Here is a 3,749-nt window from a genome sequence, read left to right on the forward strand (position 1 = left end):
GATTTGGAGCGTTTCAAAGGCTGGATGCGTCACCCGAATCCATTTCTTGGCTCAAAAACACCAGTCGAAATTCTTGATACGAATTTTGGTTTTGAGATGGTTTTGGACGAAATCGGTAGAATCGAACACGGAATTTTAGCCTAAGCGTTTCTACATGGAAGTTTTTCGATTGTCTTCAAGTAAATACGCCAACGATTTATCGGGAACTGGTGCAAAGATTCACGGTGGGCGATGGAATAAAAAAGGTGATGCGGTTTTATACACTGCTGGCACACGAGCGTTAGCCCTTGTGGAGGTACTTGTACATACCACAAATGCCTTCTTACCCCTTAATTATCAATTGATTACGATTTACATTCCCGATGATTCTATCTTAACAATTCCCACAAAATCTTTACCCGAAGATTGGAATAATATTGAGCCAAGCGATTCAACGACAAAAATTAGTGCTTCGTGGCTAAGTGCTGCCGAATATCTAACTTTGCGAGTTCCATCGGTCGTGGTTGAAGGCGAGTATAATTTTCTAATTAATCCTGCTCACCCAGACTTTTCAAAAGTCAAAATTTTGCGTACTGAAGATTTCTCATTTGATAATAGACTTCGTAAACACTAGAAACGATAGTAAACATAGACAAAACGACATGAGTCACTAAGTGATCCTGACTCATAAATTGGAAGGATACACTCAATTCTTAGAAAATGTAATATGCACGAAAGCCTGTGATTGTTGCTGGTACAAATACCATCCTTTTTATTCAGAAACTTATACTCTTGAATTCACGAACAGCGTACCAATTTATTGTTTTGAAAAATAATCTTTGCCAGCGGTGGCAATTATGGTATGTTTGCAATATTTTTATCATATATTCGTTCACAACCATATTCAAAAATCGTTTGAATACTTCTTCTCGAAATCATACCTTTGTCAGATAATATCAAAACCATGTATCAAATGTTGCTCAAAAACATCTTTAGTCTATTTCTTACTGTCATATCTTTGAATATTGTATTTGCACAAAGTGCCGACGAAATGGTATTTATGCAGAAAATGAAATTGCCTAAAGGCGAAAACAAAGCACAAACAGCTATTACAATCGCTAAGAGTTTCATTGGTCAGCCTTACAAGGCAGGGACGTTGGACGCTCTTCCGAACGAACAGTTAGTTTGTAATCTGAGAGATTTTGACTGCTGGACATTTGTGGAGAGTGTAACAGCAATGACTTTGACGAAGTACGATGAAAAACCTAGTTACGAGAAATTTAATAATCACCTAAAAAATCTACGTTACCGTAAAGGAAAGGTAAATGGGTATGGCTCACGCATCCATTATTTCAAAGAATGGATGATTCAGACTGAAGATAATAATATTGCCCAAGAAATGACGCCTCTGATTGGTGGCGAAGAAGCCAATAAAAACATCAATTTTATGACTGCTCACCGAAATCTATACACAAAATTACAAGATAAGGAATCTTTTTCAGCGGTAGAGAAAGCTCAAAAAACAATCAATACTTACGATTTCTTCTTTATTCCAAAAAGTAAGGTCAGTAAAATAGAATCTGAAATCAAAGATGGTGATATTATTGGAATAACATCAGGAGTGGAAGGACTGGACTTCAATCATGAGGGTTTTGCCATTAAACAAAATGGTCGAATTCATTTACTTCATGCCTCATATGACCTCAAAAAAGTGATGATTACCACCGAACCTTTGGCAGATTACCTAAACAGAATAAAGAAACATTCAGGAATTACCGTTCTACGTTTACTATAAAATTTTTACTTTGAATACAAAAAGCATGAAGTCACTCAAATAAAATCTTAGTGTAACTTCGTGCTTGATGTGTTATTATTGCTAAAATTTCAGTATAATTATTCTACTAAAACACCATTTTTATAAACTTTTTTCACCTTTCTAATATCGGTAATTGTCTGCGAAGGATTGCCCTCCACTACCAAAATATCTGCCAAAAGCCCATTTTTGATGCGTCCAACTTCATTATTCACATGAAAAGCATCGGCATTGATACTTGTAGCCGATTTTAAAGCCTCCGTCGGAGTCATTCCGTATTCAACCATCATTTCAAGTTCACGGGCATTATCACCGTGAGCAAAAACTCCCACGTCGCCACCAAAACAAATCTTCACTCCTGCCTCCATAGCTTGTTTAAAAGTTATTCGCTTTTTCTTGATTCGCTCTGGTTCTTCATCTATTCCCTTCTTCCATCCTTTGTATTGACTAACGGCATCACCAGCCGCTAAAGTCGCACACAAATACACATTCTTTTCAGCCATTAATTTCCAAATTTCGGGTGTACCGTTATCTCCATGTTCAATCGTTTCCACACCACCTAAAATTGCACGACGCATACCTTCTACGGTTGAAGCATGGGCAACCGTTGGTCGGCCAGCACTTTGAGCGGTTGCCACAATCAACTTTATTTCATCCAAAGAAAAAGTTGGAGCGGCTTCTCCTCGCAATCCCCAACGGTAATCAGCATATATTTTAATCAAATCGGCACCTTTCCCAATCTGAGTACGCGTTTTTTTAATCAAATCATCTATTCCGTCAGCTTCTTCTGCCCCTTGTGGCACTTTGATGTCAGGCGAAAAAGTGCGTGGTCCATAACTACCCGTCGCAATTAAAGCTTTCGTAGCTATCAATAATCTCGGACCAATAATCACACCATCATCAATGGCTTTTTTCAGACCTACATCATCAAACTCTGCCCCTTCTGTTCCTAAATCTCGTGCGGTAGTAAAACCCGCTTTGAGCGTTTTTTCGGCATGAATTACTGCCCTTGCTGTGCGATACGAACGTGGTTCTTTCAAAACTTGGTCGTCCCACGTTACTTCGTTGTAAGGATGAAGAAAAAGATGCGTATGCCCTTCAATCAACCCAGGTAAGAGCGTACAATTTTTCAAATCAATAGTTTTAGCATCTTTTGGCAAACTTTTTTCGATATTCGCCTGACTATCAACTTGTTCAATTTTATTTCCTTTAATGACGACTCCGTATTTTTCAAGATTTTTTTCACCATCAAAAACCCTATCTGGACGTAGATAAACCAAACTTTGAGCAGAAACTTTACTAAGACACGTAGCAATAATAAATAATAATAACGTTTTTCTGAAGTACATTTTATAAAAGATGAAGTAAGTTTTAATGACAAGATTAGTATTGAATCTATTTTCGATTGTACATTCTCAGACCAACAACCCCAATAATTACGAATAAAAGAGCCATTACGGTATTTGTAGAAGACTTATCCTTGATATAGAGTTTCATGACGAGCAGAAAAATACCGCAGAAGATTGCCACATAGCTGGCATAATAAGAAAGTTTATCTTTATTCATTTTTTTAGGGTTTTTGAGATTTTGATTTAAATATAATCAAATTTAATTTTCTTTGTGAAAGAATCTCAAAATCTAACTCAAAAGCGTATTTTTCAAACAAAATCATGATTATTGGCATTGGAGGCGTGAGCCGCTCAGGAAAAAGTACACTCGCCAATCTGTTGGTGACCTATTTCAGAAAAAATGGAAAGAAAGCAATCATTTTCCACCAAGATGATTTTGTTTTTCCTGAAACACAAATTCCAAAAATCAAAAACAAAACCGATTGGGAATCGCCACAATCCATTGATTTTGAGCAATATAAAGAAGTTATTGAGCTTTTCAAGACTCGATTCGATGTCGTAATAGCTGAAGGGCTATTTGCCTTCTATGATGATAGCATTAATCAGCT

The 3,749-nt window shown here is 36.9% G+C and carries 6 protein-coding genes; 4 read left to right on the plus strand and 2 right to left on the minus strand.

Annotated elements, in window-relative coordinates; all coding sequences use genetic code 11:
- Positions 1 to 3 precede the first annotated feature (3 nt).
- The 3 genes from ACOVO2_RS11940 (at position 4) to ACOVO2_RS11950 (ending at position 1,774) form a co-directional block, all read left to right on the plus strand.
- Entirely contained in the window at positions 4 to 144 is a 141-nt protein-coding gene (locus tag ACOVO2_RS11940) for an antitoxin Xre/MbcA/ParS toxin-binding domain-containing protein (RefSeq protein ID WP_421770217.1), read from the plus strand.
- 10 nt (positions 145 to 154) lie between these two features.
- The gene (locus tag ACOVO2_RS11945; RefSeq protein ID WP_421770192.1) at positions 155 to 613 is read left to right on the plus strand and encodes an RES family NAD+ phosphorylase; all 459 of its coding nucleotides are present in this window, start codon (positions 155 to 157) and stop codon (positions 611 to 613) included.
- A gap of 339 nt (positions 614 to 952) precedes the next feature.
- Positions 953 to 1,774, plus strand: coding sequence for an N-acetylmuramoyl-L-alanine amidase-like domain-containing protein (locus ACOVO2_RS11950; protein ID WP_421770193.1), 822 nt, complete (start codon positions 953 to 955; stop codon positions 1,772 to 1,774).
- 98 nt (positions 1,775 to 1,872) lie between these two features.
- Here the strand turns inward: ACOVO2_RS11950 and ACOVO2_RS11955 are convergent, their stop codons facing one another.
- Positions 1,873 to 3,141, minus strand: a complete 1,269-nt coding sequence (locus ACOVO2_RS11955) for an amidohydrolase family protein (protein WP_421770194.1) — start codon at positions 3,139 to 3,141, stop codon at positions 1,873 to 1,875.
- A gap of 46 nt (positions 3,142 to 3,187) precedes the next feature.
- Positions 3,188 to 3,358: a hypothetical protein gene (locus ACOVO2_RS11960; RefSeq protein WP_421770195.1), complete on the minus strand. Its 171-nt coding sequence runs from the start codon at positions 3,356 to 3,358 to the stop codon at positions 3,188 to 3,190.
- 104 nt (positions 3,359 to 3,462) lie between these two features.
- On the opposite strand from ACOVO2_RS11960, the gene ACOVO2_RS11965 reads away from it, so the two are divergent.
- On the plus strand, positions 3,463 to 3,749 hold a 287-nt coding region (locus ACOVO2_RS11965), incomplete at its 3' end, for a uridine kinase family protein (RefSeq protein ID WP_421770196.1).

The sequence above is a fragment of the Emticicia sp. genome (assembly GCF_049241225.1).
GTDB lineage: Bacteria > Bacteroidota > Bacteroidia > Cytophagales > Spirosomataceae > Emticicia.

Excerpts from the sequence above, each read along its gene's own strand:
- ACOVO2_RS11945 (WP_421770192.1), top strand. The coding sequence starts at position 155 with ATGGAAGTTTTTCGATTGTCTTCAAGTAAATACGCCAACGATTTATCG.
- ACOVO2_RS11950 (WP_421770193.1), top strand. The coding sequence starts at position 953 with ATGTTGCTCAAAAACATCTTTAGTCTATTTCTTACTGTCATATCTTTG.
- ACOVO2_RS11955 (WP_421770194.1), bottom strand. The coding sequence starts at position 3,141 with ATGTACTTCAGAAAAACGTTATTATTATTTATTATTGCTACGTGTCTT.
- ACOVO2_RS11960 (WP_421770195.1), bottom strand. The coding sequence starts at position 3,358 with ATGAATAAAGATAAACTTTCTTATTATGCCAGCTATGTGGCAATCTTC.